At 49.0% G+C, this 16,132-nt stretch carries 15 protein-coding genes; 1 reads left to right on the top strand and 14 read right to left on the bottom strand.

Annotated features, from left to right (window positions below; translation table 11 throughout):
• Positions 1 to 215 precede the first annotated feature (215 nt).
• The 11 genes from B2U47_RS09245 to B2U47_RS09195 form a co-directional block, all read right to left on the bottom strand.
• Positions 216 to 908, bottom strand: a complete 693-nt coding sequence (locus B2U47_RS09245; RefSeq protein WP_296679565.1) for a nucleotidyl transferase AbiEii/AbiGii toxin family protein — start codon at positions 906 to 908, stop codon at positions 216 to 218.
• Positions 901 to 1,131, bottom strand: a complete 231-nt coding sequence (locus B2U47_RS09240; RefSeq protein ID WP_296679567.1) for a hypothetical protein — start codon at positions 1,129 to 1,131, stop codon at positions 901 to 903. Before B2U47_RS09240 ends, B2U47_RS09245 begins: the two co-directional genes overlap by 8 nt.
• Positions 1,109 to 1,534: a hypothetical protein gene (locus tag B2U47_RS09235; RefSeq protein ID WP_296679571.1), complete on the bottom strand. Its 426-nt coding sequence runs from the start codon at positions 1,532 to 1,534 to the stop codon at positions 1,109 to 1,111. The genes B2U47_RS09240 and B2U47_RS09235 overlap by 23 nt, the downstream gene beginning before the upstream one ends.
• 30 nt (positions 1,535 to 1,564) lie before the next feature.
• A complete protein-coding gene (locus tag B2U47_RS09230) occupies positions 1,565 to 2,674 on the bottom strand; it encodes a helix-turn-helix domain-containing protein (RefSeq protein WP_296679572.1) in 1,110 nt (369 codons plus the stop codon).
• A complete protein-coding gene (locus B2U47_RS09225; protein WP_296679575.1) occupies positions 2,671 to 3,336 on the bottom strand; it encodes a hypothetical protein in 666 nt (221 codons plus the stop codon). Before B2U47_RS09225 ends, B2U47_RS09230 begins: the two co-directional genes overlap by 4 nt.
• 95 nt (positions 3,337 to 3,431) lie before the next feature.
• Positions 3,432 to 4,331: a transcriptional regulator gene (locus B2U47_RS09220; protein WP_296679577.1), complete on the bottom strand. Its 900-nt coding sequence runs from the start codon at positions 4,329 to 4,331 to the stop codon at positions 3,432 to 3,434.
• A gap of 156 nt (positions 4,332 to 4,487) precedes the next feature.
• Positions 4,488 to 5,339, bottom strand: coding sequence for a glycine-rich domain-containing protein (locus B2U47_RS09215; protein WP_296679579.1), 852 nt, complete (start codon positions 5,337 to 5,339; stop codon positions 4,488 to 4,490).
• Between the two features lie 149 nt (positions 5,340 to 5,488).
• On the bottom strand, positions 5,489 to 6,514 hold the full coding sequence (locus B2U47_RS09210; protein WP_296679581.1) for a DUF2189 domain-containing protein: 1,026 nt from the start codon (positions 6,512 to 6,514) through the stop codon (positions 5,489 to 5,491).
• A gap of 197 nt (positions 6,515 to 6,711) precedes the next feature.
• Positions 6,712 to 7,299 (bottom strand): superoxide dismutase, encoded by a 588-nt coding sequence (locus tag B2U47_RS09205; protein ID WP_296679584.1) that lies wholly within the window; start codon positions 7,297 to 7,299, stop codon positions 6,712 to 6,714.
• 123 nt (positions 7,300 to 7,422) lie between these two features.
• Complete coding sequence (locus tag B2U47_RS09200) at positions 7,423 to 8,979, bottom strand: adenosine deaminase family protein (protein ID WP_296688334.1); 1,557 nt, start codon at positions 8,977 to 8,979, stop codon at positions 7,423 to 7,425.
• A gap of 97 nt (positions 8,980 to 9,076) precedes the next feature.
• Positions 9,077 to 9,487 carry a hypothetical protein gene (locus B2U47_RS09195; protein WP_296679587.1) on the bottom strand — a complete coding sequence of 137 codons (411 nt, stop codon included), beginning with the start codon at positions 9,485 to 9,487 and terminating at the stop codon, positions 9,077 to 9,079.
• A gap of 126 nt (positions 9,488 to 9,613) precedes the next feature.
• Between B2U47_RS09195 and B2U47_RS09190 the strand changes: the two genes are divergently transcribed.
• On the top strand, positions 9,614 to 10,849 hold the full coding sequence (locus B2U47_RS09190; protein ID WP_296679590.1) for an ATP-binding protein: 1,236 nt from the start codon (positions 9,614 to 9,616) through the stop codon (positions 10,847 to 10,849).
• 17 nt (positions 10,850 to 10,866) lie between these two features.
• On the opposite strand, the gene B2U47_RS09185 is transcribed toward B2U47_RS09190, so the two are convergent.
• The 3 genes from B2U47_RS09185 to B2U47_RS09175 form a co-directional block, all read right to left on the bottom strand.
• Positions 10,867 to 13,113, bottom strand: coding sequence for an NACHT domain-containing protein (locus B2U47_RS09185; RefSeq protein ID WP_296679591.1), 2,247 nt, complete (start codon positions 13,111 to 13,113; stop codon positions 10,867 to 10,869).
• 10 nt (positions 13,114 to 13,123) lie between these two features.
• Entirely contained in the window at positions 13,124 to 13,783 is a 660-nt protein-coding gene (locus B2U47_RS09180) for a hypothetical protein (protein ID WP_296679593.1), read from the bottom strand.
• A gap of 74 nt (positions 13,784 to 13,857) precedes the next feature.
• Positions 13,858 to 16,008, bottom strand: coding sequence for a nitric oxide reductase activation protein NorD (locus B2U47_RS09175; RefSeq protein WP_296679596.1), 2,151 nt, complete (start codon positions 16,006 to 16,008; stop codon positions 13,858 to 13,860).
• Positions 16,009 to 16,132 lie beyond the last annotated feature (124 nt).

Raw genomic sequence — 16,132 nt, 5'->3', positions numbered from 1 at the left:
ATAGTTACCTACTCTCAGGTTTTAGGGTTGATTTACATTTCCCACTGTTGACCCTATCAACCCCTGCACAAAACTACCCACGCCAACATTAGCTGTCGCGCCCCAAGACCGCAACAGCAGGGAAGTGTTGCAGCAGGTAGTGGATGAATTGCTACATATCCCGATAAAGATAGGACATATTCAAAGTCTGAGTTTGAAATTACTCGGTGAGTATATTACAAATCGTACAACTGCTGCGCACCTTCCGTCACAATCCGCTGCGCCCAATGGGGCTTCATTTTCATATCCGCAGCCCGTTCCAGATACAGTGCAGGTCGTGCCAGCATATCTGCCAGTGATTTCAGCAATGCCTTGCGGGGAATACTGCCGTATTGCCGTTCGGCTTCTTGCCATGCAGCTTGCGGAATTTCACCCCATGCCAAATACATCGCCACCAAGTCGAAGACATCCTTGAACGGTGAGGCAAGCGCACGGTCAGCATTCGCCAACAGCTTGGTCATGAAACAGGATTCGCGTGACAAGTAGGGCAGCGGAAACAAGTTCGGATCAGCACCCGCCACCAGCCGGTATTCATCACAACTGACGATTTCGAGTTTGACCAGTGAATCATCCAGCTTCAGAAACGTTCTGACGGCGTAACGATCTGCGCGAATTTCACGTACATAATCAAACTCTTGCCTGACCAATGCGCCGAGGGAAAGATTTGTCACTTGTTCACGCACGGCACGGTAGGCATCCTTGTTTGGACACAGCAAATCAATATCAACCGATTCGCGGTATTCATCCAATTCCAAGGCAATGCGTGTCCCGCCACCGAAACAAATAGCATGTTGGGCAAAAAAATCAGCATCGAACTGCGCCAATGCGGTCATGATCAGGCGGTGATGGGGTAGTTGATAATCAGGCATGGTGTGTCACCCCAAACGCTGGAAGGAAAATGCCTTGCCCCACCGTGCGGGTCAGTTCTTTGATCAGATATTGCTCATCGTCACTTAGGTTCTGCGCTTGCACGAAGCCCCAGCGTTCTTCATACACGCGGAAGGCAAATTCAGGGTCTACTGTTTCGCAATGGACATCCCACAGCAACTTGTCGAGTTCCGGGTAGAGCTTACGGTTGATGGTGGTTGGCATGGCGGCAGTCCTGCTTTGCTGGTGTTTTCATAAGGATAGTATCAAAACGGATGGCGCGGATGCGGGCAAGCAATTCGTCGAAATAGTTGCCACCGCCGCGTTTGAGGCGTTCGTCGTCCAATGTAAAACCCACGTCCAGGTTGAAGTGTTTCACCTGATAGGTTTTGCCGTCGGCGGCAGTTGTTGCAAAATTTGCAATAACTGAATCCCGCACCAGTTCGTCTTCTGCAAAGATGTTGCGGATGTGGCGGGAAATCACCGACTTGTCGCGCTGGAACAGGTTGCTCATGTCGGTGAGGGATAGCCACACGGTTTCGTCTTGCAGGCGGACTTCGAGGCGGGTTTGTCCGTCGGGAGTTTGGTAGAGGAGGAATGTTGTATTTTTTCCGTCTATGATATTCACCAAATTATTCCGAAGTAGGATATTTTTGCTTTACTTGATTAGTTTTAGAATTGGCTTATTTCCTTTGCTGGAAACAGTCTTTTTTTCATTCAAGCTTATGGTTGTGCCAATAAAAGCCAAGCTGAAGACTAATTGCTCCAGCTCTCTTGTTGGGATATTTAGCTCTTTAGCAATGTCATTCTTTTTTATACCATCTTCTCTTAGCGCGAGAAATATTTTACTAAGAACTTGAGATGTTTCTCTTTCAATGCTATCTGGCTCTCTTTTAAAAAAGCCGCGTTGTGATGCTTGAATGCTTAAACTTCGATAAGTCCATTCCGAAATTATATTTAGGTCATAAACTCTTCTTACAAGTGCTGCAACAGAGACTTTCCAGTATTTTTTTAGAACAATGGCATCCTCTAAGGTAAAAACGCTTTTTGCATGTGTGCGAATAGTGTTTTCAGGCATCAAAAATGCAGAGGCAAACTTATCAGCTTCTGCTTCAGCCTCTCTTCCATTAGGCCCTCCATGCTTATGTAAAACTAAGTGACCTAATTCGTGTGCAGCATCAAACCTACTACGTTCAGATGACTTGAAGGTATTCAAGAAAATAAACGGAATTTCGTTTTTCCAGAATGAAAAAGCATCAACCTCTTTATTATTTTCTGAAAGAGAAAATACTCTTATCCCTTTTGATTCAAGTAAATGAATCATATTGCCGATAGACAAATCTCCAATACCCCATTGTCTACGTAAAACACTAGCGGCTGTTTCAGGAGAGTGAATTCTCAAATCTTCTAATTGAGAGCTAGGCAGTGTAAATTTACTTTCTAACCATTCATTGAACAAAAGAGCAAGGCTGCCAGCACTCAAAGCAGCATCGCGTATGGATGCAGTCATGCCTTTCATAGAACGAAAGCTAACCCATGCAGCATCTAACTCTTCAACATCGTTCCCACAAAAAAAATCTATTGGATAGCCAAGTGAGTTAGATATTTTTTCAGCAGTGGTATAGGGTATAATTTCAGCATGTCCATTTTCATAGTTGGAAATCATTCTTGCAGTCATACCAATATCTTCCGCAAGAGCTTTGATACTCATGCGATTTCTGCGTCTCGCCAATTTAAGCCTGAGGGGATTTAATGAAATATTACTCATAACTTCTTTGAAATTGCAATATTTACTGGGTCCGTGTAGTTCGGTGGAGGTTCAGGTAAATAATGGGAATTAGCTATTTTTACCGGATTAAAAACCAAGCGAATTTCCCATTCTGACGCTCTAATTCTGCCATTATCATATGATTCAAATTTCGTTGGAAGTGACAGCTCAAATCGTATTTCTTGTTGCGATCTATCAAAATAATGCAGTAAAACCCATGTTTGAAATAATATGTCCCCAGAGTTCTTTATTGAGAAATTGTTATCGAATTCCGAGATGCTAAATTGCTTATTGCTTTGAATATACTCCCTTGTTTTTTTACCTTTGGTGTTTTTGGTTGAGGGTGATGTGGGAGTTCCTGTACTTCTGTTTCCTATAGCTTGAATGATAGAGACATTATTGGCGGGATTAAAAACTGTTTCCAATCCAGACAAATTACCCTTTTCCCAACCTTTTGGTAGAAGAGCCTTACGTAGTTCCCTGACTATTGCGAAATAAGCATACGTCCCTGGTGCAGTTGTTGGTTCATCCTTATCTGCACTCATGCGGTCAATATGGCTTCTTTCTATAACATTGATCAATATTTCAACATCAAGGTCAAGCTTTTGCAGGTAACCTTGTACGCTTTGTTCATTTTCTTTAACTAATAAGGTAGCAGACATCACATCTCTCTTTGAATGGTTATGACTTCCTTTTTTTTACCACGAACGAGGAATAAAAACAAGAAATGAATCCTAATTCAGGTCTAACCTCAATGCTAGGTATACCCCAGCGCCAGTTTTGCACTCTTCACCCCATACAACGCCAACACATCCCGCAACCACAACCGACACCCTTGTTCCGTAACACTATGATCCGCCGAGCAATCCACCTGCCATTGCCGCAGTACATACCCCGCCATCGCCGCCCGCAGTTTCAGATGCAGCACCCCATCAACCATGCCGTAGTCGCGTTCGGTGATGTCGGGGTGCGGACGGTCAGGGTGCGGCACGATGTCGAGTTCGACAATGCGATTCCACTGGATGTCTTGCGCGGGGAGTTCGTGTTTGGCGGGGTTGCCATCCAGCAGTTCGGTGGATTCCATGCGCGTAAACACAAAATCGCGGAACTCACCGGATTTGCGATCAAAAGCGCGGACGTGCCAGCGCAGCCCGTCATTTGCCAGTGCGAACGGCACGATTTCCCGTTCCGACACCCCGCTGGAATGCGAGAAATAACGCATCCTCACCGCTTTACGCTGATGGATTGCCCGCGTCACCGGCGCAAGGATGCCAACAGCAGGGCGGTTCAACATCAACGGCAGTTCACACGGCAGCAACGCATCCTCCATCTGGCTGAGGCCATCACCAAACCCGCGCGACAGCATCATCAACACCCGCTCGACATTGTGCGCAAACGCAGGCCGAAAGCCACCGCCCAGCACATACGCCTTGCTACTGCCATCCAGACTGAGATTGTCGGGGAAAAGCTCGCGGTATTGCGCAAAATCGCGGGTCGCGGCAGCAGACGCAATGCCAAAGCGATCCATCAAATCCTGACGGCGCACATCGCCCAGAAAGAACAGGCGGAACTCAATGTAGGCCAGCCGTTCGCGCTGCGGCAGACTCAAGGATGCCAAGGTATCGGCGGTAGTTGCAAATATATCGGGCTGTTTCATGGAATAGATTATGATCTTGTCTATTCTGAAACTCAACAAACAAGACTATTATGTGTAATTATTATGATGATGTTTGTTAGCCGTATTCACGCTTGCTATCAACAAAGCCAAAACCGCTTGTGAAATTTCCGAATTAGATCGCGGCAAGCAAGACGGTCAACCACCGCCAGAACCGCCACTGCCACCACAACCGCCGCTACAACCACCGCCGCCCTCACCACTAGACTGGCTAACCGCTTGCCACTCCGTATGACCACACTGGTTACAACGGTACTCCGCCTGCTTGCCATCATCACTACGCACACCGGTCGCATGGAAAGCATGACGGGTACGGCATTGCGGGCAACGCGCATCGCTCCAAAGCGAATAAGCAAGCCATCCCAGCAGAATCAGCACGAAACCGAACACATGAAACGTGTAAAACAACCAGGCATACAGCGCCAGCATACCTAACCCGAATAAAACCTTGCCTACCCACTTCAGCAAACCTGCCAGACTCGGCAACAGCCAGTGAGTACGGGTATTCACCATCCGCAGATGTGGGGTATCACGCAAACGTTCAGCAGGACGTTCCCAAATGTCAGCAGGTGGCGGCTCACCAAAAAACCGCTCGTAGCTTGCCAGCGTCTGCGCATAGTCGCGGTGAAAGGCATTGCTTTCCGCCACCCCACCCCGCGAAGGAACATGATGCAAGGCTTTGCCCAACACCTTGCCACACAGATCCTCCCAATAGGACTCGGTATAAATCAGGTGGAAATGCCAAGTCTGATCCACTGCTTCACACGGGCAAACAAAATGCCCGGCAACCACCGTCAAGAACAGGAAACGCTTGTATTCGCTGAAAACCCGCTCGGTGTGGGCGTGGCTCCAGCCATTCATGCGAGCCAGTTTGTGCAGAAACGCCAGCGGCACATCTTCATAGGAACTGACCTGAAAGGCTTGCAGGCGCTGGTACAAATCCACCCATTCCGGGTTAGAGTGCAGCGGGGCGGGAATGGGGGTATGCATGATGAAGTCCTCCGTATGGTTTGCTCGTGGAAGCAGATTAGCTTGCAGCAAACAACGGGGACTATTCGTGAAACTACTGTTTTTAAGACAAAATAATTGCTTAAGTAGTGCTACGTAGGGCTACCTGCGCAGCACTGCCTGCTTATGTTTTATTCCGCATCACCCACCGTCTCGCGGTAAGCGTGCCAACTGGCATGACCGATCAGTGGCAAGGTGAATGCCAACCCGATGAAAAACACTCCCATCCCCAGCAGGGTCACAATGGCAATCATCGCCGCCCAGCGCATCATCACCACCGGATTCTGGTAGACTGCACGGATGCTGGTCACAATGCCTGTCATCACGCCAACCTGTCGGTGGGCAATCAGCGGCACTGTCACCACGCTAATGGTAAAAGCCAGCACTGCCAGCACAAAACCACACAGCACAAACGTAGCAATAAAGGGCAGGAAACTGACATCGCCCAGCAACGTATCCCAGCCACCACTTACCAGTGCCGACTGTTCAAAGAACAAGCCAAACAGCATCGCCACCAGCCGTGCCCATACCACCAGCAACACCAGCAGGATGATGCCTGCGGTAATCGTGTCAGCCCGCCGATGGCTTGCCAGAGGAATCGACACAATCGCCACCGCAGAAGCCAGCAAGCCCATGATCAGCCCACCCAGCATGAATACCGCCAGAAACGGCAATGATTCGCGCCCGTTCAACAATAACGCGATACTATCCGTCACCAGCGGGCTATCCCCAAAAAACAGCTTGATAATGCCGCTGGTAATGGTCGCCCATACCAGCATGATGAAACCCAGAATCAGGCCAAAACTGATCAGCTTGTAAGTACTAACCCTAGCATTTGATAGTGCGTGCAGCAGGGATGGAGTCTGCCCTTCCTCAATTCGCTGGCTCATGTCATACAGCCCGACTGCCGCCAGTGGGCCAGCCAACATGAAACACGAGATCAGGAACAGCGCAAACAAAGGGTTGGCAGGCCCCAGCGCAATCATCAGGATTCCGGCAAAAGCAAAGACAAGACCATAGGCAATACTGGCAACAGGTCTGGCTTTGAGGTCTTCCAACCCCTTGTTCAGCCAGCGCAACGGGGCACTGCTGTCGAGCTGGCGGATGGCAGGTATGGGTTCAGTGGTGACGGCATGGTCAGCGGAAATGGGTGTCATGGCATGTCCTCCTGTGGTGTAAGACTGTTTACCCGGTTGCAGGGCAATAACGTGGCTAACTCCCCAACATATTTATATGTCAGGCAAAGCAACAGCACACAAATACCCGACTATCCAAGTGGGATTAAGGCAAACTGGCAGGAAAACAGGCACAGAGGCAAGGCGGGGAAGCCGGGCGGCTCCCCCGACGGGCAGGATTACGCTGCGAAATTGGCGGCGGCGAAGTCCCAGTTGGCTAGGTTGTTCAGGAAAGTTTCCACGAATTTCGGGCGCAGGTTGCGGTAGTCGATGTAGTAAGCATGTTCCCACACGTCAACACACAGCAGGGCAGTATCACCGGTGGTCAGCGGTGTGCCAGCCGCGCCCATGTTCACGATGTCGACAGAACCATCGGCTTTTTTCACCAGCCATGTCCAGGCAGAACCGAAGTTGCCAACCGCAGAAGCGGTGAAGGCTTTCTTGAATTCATCGAAAGAACCCCATTTGGCATTGATGGCATCCGCCAGTGCGCCAGTTGGTGCGCCACCACCGTTAGGGGACAGGCAGTTCCAGAAGAAAGTGTGGTTCCAGACCTGTGCTGCATTGTTGTAAACACCACCAGCCGGGGCAGATTTCACGATGTCTTCCAGGCTCATGTTTTCAAACTGCGTGCCAGGAATCAGGTTGTTGAGATTGACTACGTAAGCGTTGTGGTGCTTGTCGTGGTGGAATTCCAGCGTCTCGGCAGACATGTGCGGAACAAGGGCATCTTTGGCGAAAGGCAGTTCTGGCAGGGTATGGGCCATGAGTCGTTACTCCTCTAGTTATCAAGATTGGTGTACAGGGCGTAAAGATAGGTCATTTTGGGCAGCCCATGCAATAAGCCTGTATTCAGGAAGGCAAAACACCAGACTCTCCGTATGGCTGCCTTACATCCAGTTACCATTTTCAAATGCCCGGAACTGCCTTTCCAGTGTCCATTCCACCTTAGCCTTGTCATTCTCATCCAGGAATTGCTGGCAGGATGCGCTGGGTTTAGCCAAATCGGCTTTATTACAAGCGGTCTGCATCTGACGGTACGTTGGATTCGACCACAGGCTTGCACCATCAAGGAAAGCATAATGGATACTGTTGCGAGCCAAGGTTTTCAAGTCAGGGTAACTCAACCCATAATCCAGTGCAGCACGCTGGTATTCATGAGTCAGATCTATCCGGGAAATACCCTCATCATCAGATGCCAGTGTGGCAGGCACACCCGCCTTGAGGTATTCCGGGAAAGGATGCTGCTTGCCCTCCACCCCCAGAATCGCATCATTGCTGGTTAGGCAAACTTCAACCAGTACATTGTTGTCTTTCATGGTTTTCAGCAACTGGAAGGGATTGTCTTCATGCATGACATCCACACCATGCCCAACCCGCTTGGCTCCAGCCACTTCAACGGCTTTGCGGATATGGTCATGCAAGTGGTCAGGTGGAACCAAACCCAGTACCAACTCCCCCGCGTGCAAGGAAACCGGCACGTCAGGGTAACGGGCTGACAAGTAACCAATCATACGCATATGCAAATCATAATCACGCAATGCCACCACATTGTCTTCCGGGGCAACCATATTCACCCCGACCGCTAACGGTTCCGCCTTAGCCGTTTCAAAAGCATATACCATTTCGGCAAACACCCGCGAAGGCTCACCTGTGCGGTTAATCTGCAAGAGATAACGGCGCTCGACGGCACAACCCGCCTGCGCATTCGCAGAATCACAGGCCAACGCTGCCTTGGCTTGCTGTTCAACACCCTGCAACTCCTGCTGACCTGCCGCAATCGTGCCCGGCAAACCCGCCGCAATAATTTGCTGGTAAGCCGCATCAATATCACCTGCGAAATGCACTTGCTGCGAAAACTGTTTGGAATACTTCTTGCCAACGGTGATCAGCATTTCCAGATAGGCAATATTTTGGCGGCTTGCCCGGTTGCTCAATTCGGCAATCATCTGCCCTTTACTGCCCCCAGCAAATTTCGTAAATGCTTCAAAAAACTGGTCATGACCGGACTGTTCGGCATACTCCAGATTGCGCAAGGACATCTTGTCGACCAGCTTGCCGTACAACTCCGAATCTTTCATCGCAGTAGCAACCGGCACTTCCGGTTTTACCTGACAGGGTTCGTGATTGTCTTCTGAAATAACTCCGGTTTCGGGGTTGACGCACCGCTTTTCATCCGTCGCCCATTGCAGGTAACTTTCTGCATAAACAGCCCCGGAAAGATGAGTGTGAATGTCGCCGCCTTTGGGCATTTTTTTCAGGAAAGCCCGCAAGCGCAGGGGGCTATGACGGTTGTCGGCAAACCATTGTGCTGTTTTCGCGCTCGCCCCTGAGGCCTCATCTGCTGCATTGGCTACCAGATTGGGCACAGATTCCCCCAGACTTGCACATGACGACAGCATACTCACAGCAAGCATTACACCGCATACTTTCAGTAACTTAAGCATTATTCCCCTCGCCGAGCAGAAAACTTCAACTACATGCTATAGCGTAGTACATCCATAAACATCGGGGGAACAATTAACCGATTTGTCCCGCGCTACCCTATTGATAACTGGTAGTTTGCTGACGCTGGTAACGGATCACGGTGTAAGTGATGGGATCAATATCAATACTTACCTGATCCTGTAACTGGTTGTTGGGTATGACACTACCGCCCAACATACTGCCTGCCAGCGAGCCAAGCGGCCCTGCCATGTATCCCCCTACCGCTGCGCCAGTGGAAGACACAACCTGCCTTTCGACATTGTTGTTCTGGTTATAAGAGTAAACCAGTGTCCTGCGTTGTGGCGTTACCGTGACGGAGGTTGGCCTGCCCAAACGTTGCACCACTTCCTGCTCGGTTGTCTGGCCTTCCCTGATCATGCTGAGTTGCTGATCATCAATCCTGATACCAGCGGGGGCACAACCACCCAACAACGCGATTAGCGAGGTATAAAGAAGGAATTGCTTCATGCATGTCTCCGCAAAAGTGGTGTAATGCTGTCTATGACAATCGAATGGTGAATTCTGTTCAGAGCTGCTGAAGAGTATACAATTCCCCACCTTTACACCAGCGAAAACCAAGCATAGAATTTGGATATGTCTGGTCTAAAACGCAATCTGGAAGCCAAAATCACGCTGCTGCTCACCCTGTTCCCGGTGGTGTTGCTGATTGGTGCGCGGCAAACCGGCAAAACCACCCTCAGCCAGCAGCTACGCCCCGACTGGCGCTATTTCGATCTGGAAAATGCCACAGATTACGACTTCATCAGCCGCGACTACGGTTTCTTTTTCCGCGAACACCCGCGCCACATCATCATTGACGAAGCCCAGGAAGACCCGGAACTGTTCCGCCACCTGCGTGGTGTAATTGACGCCAAACGCGAGGAAAAAGGGCGTTTCATCCTGACCGGCTCCAGTTCCCCCGAACTGTTGCAGCGAGCCAGTGATTCGCTGGCAGGGCGCATTGCGATTGTCGAAATCGGTACGCTGAAGATGAACGAAATTCTCCAGCAGCCGCTGCCGCCGTTTTACCAAATTTTTGAACAACCCTTCTCGGCAGATACGCTGGCATTTCTGAAAACACTGGAAAACCCGATCCCGGATGTAATCCCGCTGTTTTTGCGGGGTGGCTATCCCGAACCCGTGTTGGCACAAGACCCGTATGCTTTCAGCGTGTGGATGGAAAACTATTACCAGACCTACATCAACCGCGACATCCGGCGGCTGTTCCCGCGTCTGGACAGCATCCGCTACCGGCGCTTCATCAGTATGCTGGCGTCCCTGTCCGGTACGATCATCAACAAGGCACAACTGGGACGTTCGGTGGACGTATCGGAAGTCACGATCCGCGATTACATCGAGATTGCCGACAACACCTATATCTGGCGCACCATCCCCGCGTTTGAAACCAGCAAGAGCAAATCGGTACTGAAAATGCCCAAAGGCATCCTGCGTGACAGCGGCCTGACGCATTATCTGGCGGGGATAGAAAGCCGCGAAGCGCTACTGCGCTCCCCGCAGGTCGGGCAGAACTTTGAAGCCTTTACTACCGAAGAAATCATCAAGGGCATACAGGCGACCCGTGCAACCCGCTGGGATTATTACTACTTCCGCACCAAAAACGGCGCAGAAGTTGATCTGGTGCTGGATGGCAGCTTTGGGACTTTGCCGGTTGAGATCAAGCTGGGGCAGCAAACTACGGTGAAACAGCTAACGGCGTTGCGACAGTTTGTGGAGCAGCATGAGTTGCCGTTTGGGATCGTGGTAAACAACAACACCCGTGTTCAAATGCTGGCAGACAAGATCATCCAGATTCCAGCAGGGTGCTTATAGCATACAACAAGTATCAGCTACCCATCTTTAAGCATTCCTACTGCACGCTTAAGCGTTATAACATCAGAAGCTGTCCTCTCGTCCCCAATTGCCAATATTTCATTCGCTCTTTTGACCCGAATAAAATCCGCTTTTTTCCCGCCCGAGGGTAGATCACTACGTACATCTAAAAAACCATGATTATATAAGACATTTTTCAGGTTGTCCCACTCAGGAGCTAAAAATATTTTACCAAAGTCATCCTTTGGATCATCCTTAATCCATGTTTGACGAACAATAATTCGGCAGATCTTTTCCAAAAGACATAGTGATCTATTTTTCTCAACCTCATCATCTTCATCTTCATCTTCAAACTTCGGCATTCTATTAACCAAGCGCAACTTTATTTCACTTGGTTTATAAATTGTTTCCTTTCTGCCGTTAGCATCAACTTCTAAATGACCCGGTAAAGGCATAGACGTTGAAAGCAATGCGCTATCATCAATTACCAAAGAAGATATTTCACAATCATTAAAAATTACTTCATGTAAATCTGCACCTCGAACATCAAATTGCGAAATCTTACAACGTTTTAATTGTACATTTTGCACAGTCCCTCTTAAAATAAACTCATCATGGGTAATATCTTCAACATCTATTAACTCACCATACAAATTAGTCTCATTACCCAAAGAAGCCAGCAAAAGAGCTGCAATATTTCCTGGACTACGATCATAAGATCGGCGGCGCTTCAATAAATCATTACCATTTCTTTGCATGATTTTTCTTTCATCAAAAGGAAATGTCTGCGTAATATCATGAAAAACATCAAGGACATCTGTACCAAGAATATTTCGCCTTAATGAGCGGAGAATATAAAATTCATCTACTGACTCTAATAGCCGACGAGCATAACCTCTAGCTAAAAAATAACGATGCACCTCAGAGTGGACAAAGCAACGCAGGTTCTGATTTACATCCTGTTCTAATAAAGCTATTGACTTAACTCTATGTCTAACAGCTCTAAGTTTTTCGTCATCAATATACTGACTAAAAATTATATCTGAAATAAGTTGCAATGAATCAATATCTAAACTTTCAGACTCACTGTCAGCCATTTCTTGAGCCACTTCTTGCAAGAAGTACTCAAGAAGCCCCCTGAGATGTTGCTCATCCAAATTATTGACAAGCCGATGGAATAAAGGAACCTCCCGTTTTATCATCGCTTGAACTAAAGTATCTAATGGGAACTTGGCAAATGAATCAATACCATCGCCTGATTCGGATATTTTCAATATTTGTTGCAAGAAGAATGGTCGAAGAGAATAGCTCCCATTATCTAATAATCCCAATTCTTTTAATTGATCTATTACCTGACGGCTTAAATTGTTTTTTTCCAGCCAATCAATAGCCTCTCCTTCAGATGGAGTTCGCAAATGAGCTGATACTACAGATCTATCTTTCAGTATTTTAAGCTTTCGACAAATACTCTCTCGACCAATAAATGTGTCGCGTCCTGCTAATAGAATGACTCCATTCCCATCAATATCTTCAATTAATTCACGAACCGCATTCCATGCGTTATCATAACCCTCAGGATCTGCAAGTTCATCAAAACCATCAATAGCTAATTGTATTAATCCATGTCTGACAAAAACAGGGACTTGATCATACGTAATAGATAGACGCATTGATTGTAGTGTTTTTGCCAGCAACTCCATCAATCCTGTTAATCTTTGCCCCCTGCTTTGCACATGCAAAATTAAAGGATCAGACTGAAGCGATATATATTTATCTGCTCTACGCTTAACCAACAAGCGTATCAAATGTGTTTTCCCAATTCCAGCGGGACCATCAATTACAATAGCCTGCACACCCTCAGCACTTTTCGAATTAGCCGTCCATTCATCAATTAAATCAATAACCGGCTTCGACTTATCCTCGCCCTCTAAAGTTAATAGCTCTCCCATAATAGTTATTTGCTGAGAGGATTCATCCTCTACCAACTCTGGGCTTTGCTTTGAAATTGCACGTTGAGTTCTCGCAATATGGAAAATATCACCGAATTCTGAAGAAGCCAACAATCCACCATATGAATTGAAGCTCTTAATATCTTCTCCAGACTTAAACACAACTGATTGGGTTTTCTGATTTAAAACGACACTAACGTCAGCACCCTTCCTACGGAACTTCGCCGCCCAAGACTCTCCCATATCGCGAGCATCAAAATCCCAATCAATATCGGCAAAAAGCCTAATTTCTCTCTCCCACTGATTAAACTGCATCTTTGCTTCCTCAAATCCTTTTCACAAGACCATCTAAACGAAGAAAATTACCATCCCGCTCTCGCTTTCGGGCAATTACTGTCTTGCCCTCCCCAGAGTTCCATTTTTCACTAACAAAGGCTGCTGGAATCACATCATCATCCTCAACCATTATTATTTTAATATAGTCCTGAAACATTCTTGTCTGAGATAACAAATCACAAGCCAATGCGGTATCAACCATTTTTTCACGAGGAATACCGTTTGTAGAATCTCTACGCAGAGTATTTGGCAAGTGTATCCTAGCTTTTGGATGCTTTCTGCGATCCAATGCATCTAACAAGACATCCCCAAAAGGATTGCTCCAATCAAATGAAAGATTAGACTTAGAATTAGGAACTTCTCTATCTTTTATCATTTCTTCTAAACATTTACGAGTAAGGGTGGCAGTTAAACCTTCATGCCAGCCATAATATATACGCATTTCCACGCTGAACTTATCAGCTTTCTTTTCTATATCATTCAATAAACGAACCAAAGCATCACTCACATAATCAAGTGTATCCTTAATCTGACGCTTTATTGCTTTTGCACTATTTTCATCGACATCTTCCCTTCTCGATCCATTCCGAGCATTGAATTTTTGAGAGTTCCAATCGATAAAAGCAGTTACATATCTCCTGCGCATCATGGATAGCCACCATTGATAAACTCATAGAGCAACATATTATCAAACACTTTTTACACAATAAAGTATTTAAACACCTACGTCGTCAGTCTTCGGTAAATATCCGCCACCTTCAAAGGCAGCTTCTTCACCTCGTCAATTTCCACCCAGTTGGCGTGACCGTACATGTGCGGCAAATAATCCTTGCCGTGCTTGTCAATGGTGATGCAGAACGGGTGGATGCCAGTACGCCGCGCTTCAAACAGCGCCTGGCGGGTATCTTCAATGCCGTACTGGGTGTTGTAGATGTCGAAGTAGTCTTCCGGCTTGCCGTCGGAGAGCGTGATCAGCAAACGGGTTTTGGCTTCCACTGCATTCAGCTTTTCGCTCAAATGGCGGATCGCCACCCCCATGCGGGTGTAATCCTTGGGAACAATCCCGGCAATCCGTGCCTTGGTGTCGGCGTTATAACGGTCGTCAAAGGTCTTGATGCGGTAGATTTCGCAGCGCTTGCGCCCAATGCCGGAAAAGCCGTAGATGGCGTAACGGTCGCCGAGCGTTTCCAGCACTTCGCACAGCATCACCAGCGCTTCGCGCTCGGCCTCATTGATCCAGCCCTTGGTGCTGCCGCTCATGTCGACCATGAACATCACCGCCAGATTGCGGTCAGCACGGTGCATGTGCTGGAACAGCTTGTCGCTCATTTCGCGCCCGTCACGGCTGTCGGCGAGTGCTTCCACCAGTGCATCAATATCCACGTCATCGCCCTGCGCCTGCCGTTTAAGCAAACGGTTTTCATCGCGCATTGCCTCAAAGGTGCGCCGCAAATGCTTGACCAACCCCTGATGCTTGCTTAGCACCGCATCCACATAAGCCGGGTCGCCACGGGTCATTTCAATTTCGCGCAATACGCACCAGTTCTTGCGGTAATGCTGGCGAGCAAAATCCCATTCGCTGTACAGGAACGCACCATCTTCATGGTAAATCCCCTTCCACACATCTTCGGTATCGCGCTCTTCCTTCTGGTACAGCGACGGGTCATATTCACCATCACCCGCAGGCACAAGGAATTCCGGCGGCACGTCCCCCCAGTCGAGCAGGATGGAAGTCAGCAATTGCTTCACATCCTCCGGCGGCGCAATCGGCTTGTCATCCAGCACCAGCTCAAACCCCTGCCCCTCCTGTGTCTCCCGCACTTCAAACTCCGGCGGCGCGGCCTCTTTCCCTTCTTCCTCCCCCTCGCCCCCTAAGGGAGAGGGGGTTGGGGGGTGAGGGGTTTCCCCCAACTCTTTCATCAACTCTGCCAACTTCACCCGCAACAAAATCTTCTCCCGCTCCATCCGCGCCAGCATACAGGCGGTAATGGCTTCGGCATTGAGTTTGGGCTGGTAAACGCGCGGGGGGAAATCCATGCCCAGCACTTGCGGGATCAGAGACAATACATCGTCAACGGTGGCGGTGGGGGATTGCAAGCGTGAAGAAACCCCTCCTAACCTCCCCTTGTCAGGGGAGGGAGAAAAGAGGCTTTCCAACCTTTGCATATCGCGCCACAGCCCTGGCAACTCCCGCGCCAGACACGCTTCCAGCCGCACGCTATCCAGTGCATGAAACGCCGCCAACGCCTGTTCCCGATCCGGGTAGTGCGCAAACGCCGTGGCAAAATCCACCCGGAAACTGCCAAAGCGGGTTTGCGCCCACATGAACGCCACCTGCGCCTTACACAACAGGAAGTTGTCCTTGGCCTTTTCCAGCCGGGCAGTGATATTGGGCAGGAACAAGGTTTCGCTGTCGGTGTAGACACTTTCGCCCTGCTCCAGCTTGAGCCGCCGCCCCGACAAGCCACACACGAAGGTGGACAGCACCGGTTCGACTTCCTCAAAGGTGATGCCTTCGGCATGGGCGTGTACATCGACGAGGAAACCATCCACTTTCTGGATAACATCCAGCGCCGGGCGCAAACCGGCACGGTCGAACACGTCGGCGGCATGGACAGCCAGTGCTTCGATCACACGCCGTTCCAGCCGGTCGATGGCTTCCACCACGCGGATAATGAATTCATGGCTGATGTAGACGTTGGTGGTTAGCAAACGGCTAGCCCAACCGAGGATGAAATCCTGGGTATCACGATCCAGCCCGACCAGACCTTCCACCAGTTTTTCCACCTTGAGCCAGGTAAATTCGACTTCGTACAACTCTTCCAGTTTTTCCAGCAGGAATTCGGCGCTATACGGTTGGCTGGGTGTTTTCATGGAAGACACCCCTCACACCAACCCCGCACCCTGCCCCCTGAGGAGTCGTCCCTCAAGGGGCGAGGGGCTAAAGATAAAGAAACTCTTGTTCCCCCTCTCCCCTTGAGGGAGAGGGGGCTAGGGG

This window comes from Thiothrix sp. UBA5583, from assembly GCA_002425225.1.
GTDB lineage: Bacteria > Pseudomonadota > Gammaproteobacteria > Thiotrichales > Thiotrichaceae > Thiothrix > Thiothrix moscowensis.
Note: the sequence above shows the minus strand (reverse complement) of the source record. Positions and strands in the feature narration are given on the sequence as shown.

Coding starts and splice junctions, on each gene's coding strand:
- B2U47_RS09195 (WP_296679587.1), bottom strand. CDS start 9,487: ATGAAGCAATTCCTTCTTTATACCTCGCTAATCGCGTTGTTGGGTGGT.
- B2U47_RS09190 (WP_296679590.1), top strand. CDS start 9,614: ATGTCTGGTCTAAAACGCAATCTGGAAGCCAAAATCACGCTGCTGCTC.
- B2U47_RS09245 (WP_296679565.1), bottom strand. CDS start 908: ATGCCTGATTATCAACTACCCCATCACCGCCTGATCATGACCGCATTG.
- B2U47_RS09225 (WP_296679575.1), bottom strand. CDS start 3,336: ATGTCTGCTACCTTATTAGTTAAAGAAAATGAACAAAGCGTACAAGGT.
- B2U47_RS09220 (WP_296679577.1), bottom strand. CDS start 4,331: ATGAAACAGCCCGATATATTTGCAACTACCGCCGATACCTTGGCATCC.
- B2U47_RS09180 (WP_296679593.1), bottom strand. CDS start 13,783: ATGATGCGCAGGAGATATGTAACTGCTTTTATCGATTGGAACTCTCAA.
- B2U47_RS09205 (WP_296679584.1), bottom strand. CDS start 7,299: ATGGCCCATACCCTGCCAGAACTGCCTTTCGCCAAAGATGCCCTTGTT.
- B2U47_RS09200 (WP_296688334.1), bottom strand. CDS start 8,979: ATGCTTAAGTTACTGAAAGTATGCGGTGTAATGCTTGCTGTGAGTATG.
- B2U47_RS09185 (WP_296679591.1), bottom strand. CDS start 13,113: ATGCAGTTTAATCAGTGGGAGAGAGAAATTAGGCTTTTTGCCGATATT.
- B2U47_RS09175 (WP_296679596.1), bottom strand. CDS start 16,008: ATGAAAACACCCAGCCAACCGTATAGCGCCGAATTCCTGCTGGAAAAA.
- B2U47_RS09240 (WP_296679567.1), bottom strand. CDS start 1,131: ATGCCAACCACCATCAACCGTAAGCTCTACCCGGAACTCGACAAGTTG.
- B2U47_RS09230 (WP_296679572.1), bottom strand. CDS start 2,674: ATGAGTAATATTTCATTAAATCCCCTCAGGCTTAAATTGGCGAGACGC.
- B2U47_RS09215 (WP_296679579.1), bottom strand. CDS start 5,339: ATGCATACCCCCATTCCCGCCCCGCTGCACTCTAACCCGGAATGGGTG.
- B2U47_RS09210 (WP_296679581.1), bottom strand. CDS start 6,514: ATGACACCCATTTCCGCTGACCATGCCGTCACCACTGAACCCATACCT.